The sequence below is a fragment of the Lactobacillus jensenii DSM 20557 genome, assembly GCF_001436455.1.
GTDB lineage: Bacteria > Bacillota > Bacilli > Lactobacillales > Lactobacillaceae > Lactobacillus > Lactobacillus jensenii.
The window spans coordinates 1-2456 of record NZ_AYYU01000050.1 but is presented as its reverse complement, the minus strand read 5'-3'; the positions used below and the strand labels follow the sequence as shown (position 1 = coordinate 2456).

At 32.8% G+C, this 2456-nt stretch carries 3 protein-coding genes; 1 reads left to right on the top strand and 2 read right to left on the bottom strand.

Translation table 11 applies throughout. The annotated features are described in order from the left end of the window. The coding region (locus FC45_RS07910; protein WP_420911451.1) for a hypothetical protein at positions 1–264 on the top strand (264 nt) is incomplete at its 5' end. A 27-nt stretch (positions 265–291) separates the two neighbouring features. Here FC45_RS07910 and FC45_RS07330 read toward each other — a convergent pair. Together FC45_RS07330 and FC45_RS07325 are read right to left on the bottom strand one after the other, a co-directional pair. After that, positions 292–1749, bottom strand: a complete 1458-nt coding sequence (locus tag FC45_RS07330; RefSeq protein ID WP_006588349.1) for a glycoside hydrolase domain-containing protein — start codon at positions 1747–1749, stop codon at positions 292–294. 366 nt (positions 1750–2115) lie between these two features. After that, a complete protein-coding gene (locus FC45_RS07325; RefSeq protein WP_006585463.1) occupies positions 2116–2328 on the bottom strand; it encodes a hypothetical protein in 213 nt (70 codons plus the stop codon). Between the last annotated feature and the right edge of the window lie 128 nt (positions 2329–2456).

The window sequence follows — 2456 nt, the reverse complement described above, 5'->3', positions numbered from 1 at the left end:
CATCCTTACACAAACTATTTTACGGTCTCTAAAATCTCCTACGATACTTATATAAAAAGTAGATCAATTTACTTACGCCAATATAAATATGCACTAGAATATGATGATTCTTACATACTTTATTCAGGTATTTTTTCTTTCTATATAAATTTATTTAAGGAAAAAATACCTCGCTACACTGTAATAAAAAAGAAAAATCTAACCCTTCAACAAAAAGAGATTATAAGAAATCATGTCATTAATTGGAAGGTTGTAAAATATTAAACACATTAACACATTTTTTAGTAAAAATTATGCAGCTAATACTACTGCAGGAAGTAATTGCGGAATTACGGCTATTCCCAAACCTATAATTGCTAAAACCCCTATTACTATAGCTACTCCTTTTAACATTTCACCAATCCTTTGCGTTAATAATTTAAAGTCAAATTCTGGAACTGGAATAGGTTGTGGAACTGGACTCGGACTAACAGGTTGTGGGTTAGGTTTTACAAAATCTAAAGGTACAACTTTAAACTTAAAAATAACAGATAATTCATTTGTCAAAAGTCTATTTTCTAGCTTCTGAATATTATAAATAATTGAACAGCTTACTTTTCCATCTACTGGTGCTTCAGTTTTGATAGTTAAACTGCCTGCACTAATTGATGATACTAAGCGCATTTCTCCCATTTTTCCAAATACTGCATCTACCGTTGCTTGTCGATTATTAAATAATGGTCCTAATAACCCACTTAAATTAGCTCCATCAAGTTTACCATTACTGATGTTAAAGGTTGGATTACCACCTGTCCCAGTAAAACTTTCTTCAAATTCAACACTTTCTTCAAGCATTGGAGTTTTAATAAGAGGATATTCTTGGTTAAAGCTAATACTTGTTAAATTCAATAGAGAACCTAAAATATCTAAGGCTTCATTAGCGGAAATAGGTTTAGTAGATGTAGATGGTAATCTGAACTTCTTACTACCTTTATCACTACCAGAAGCTGCTACTTGATCAATATCTGTACCACCAATTGTATACTCGACAAATTGATCAAAAGCCCAATTTTCTGGCATTTCAAAGCCTAGATTTCCACTCCAGCCATAAGACATATCTGCCACAAAACTTGCAGAAATACCATCTTCAATACCATGAAGACAAACATTACGTGTCCCATAAACCCCTGCTTCGTATTCACAATTTACAAAGACATTATGAATAGCACGTAAATATGGATCAACAGTTCCGTCAATATCTCCATCTTGAATATCTACATCAACCGCAAAGTAGATAGTTGTACCTGCTGGGAAGCCAAGATTTCTAGCATTTACAATTGCAGTAACAGCATCACTATAACCTTGTTTAGAATTGAAATAGCTAACCTCATAACCTCCATCTTCATAAATTGGAAAAATAGCTAGACCAGCGTTAGTAATTCTTCTGATTTCGTCTGTAGTTAAGTTTTTAGGGCGTTTATTAGCACCTACACCAACCGAACCAGTTAAGTAGCGACGAACTACACTAAACCCATATCGTTTAAAGTTAGCGATATCAGTATCCGTTAATTGTTTTGATGTATCTAATGCAATTGAATCACGGTTAGTATTACCATTACTTGTTAATAGCCCTTTAATAACAGTTAAATCAGCTGTAGTACTTGTTTCAGGAGCTAATTTCATAAATTTTCTAAATGCTACTACTTCTTCACCAATTTTTGAAGAAGCGATACATAAGCAATATCGCTTCTTGGCTAGTGGAACAGCCACAAAAAAGAAAAATCATCACTTTCGTGGTTCTTTTTGTTTAAAAAACTACTAGGATGATGTATAATTTAACTTGAACGAAGTAGTGAACAAAAAAGACACCTTGGCAGAGGTGTCTTTTAACTTTTTAGCGTTGTTAGTTTTCAACGGCTCTAGAAGAGTTATTTTTTATGCTTATCAAAGAACTTAGCGAGCAGATAAGAACTGACTTGCAACGTGATACCAACCACGATGGGGCAGATAATTCCGTTAAGAAGTAGTGAAAACATAAGTCTCTCCTTCCTAACCGAGGCTTAGTGGAAAAACACCCCGCAAATATTTTAGCAAAAGAAAAGGATACCGCATAGGTAATCCTTTTTATTTTGTTATTTACCCCAAAATTTCTTCGTATACTTTTATATCTTCTGGATCGGGACAATAGTAACTATCTAGCAATTCTTCAATATCTACCTTATTAGGTTTCCAACCTTCCATATGATTGTTAAGAACGCTAAACTTAATTATTTTAAATGCTTCCTTATTCGGAACATGCACATCTTGAATAGTTTGTGCTTCATCATCTATTTTTAGTTTGTAAGTCATATATATACTCAATTTATTTTGATGTCCTTTGACATTCTTTATTCTACTTTCTTTATAAAAAGCTTTGATATTAAATCCCCTTAAAACACGAAAACTATATAGACTAAAAGATATTATCTAAAAACTGA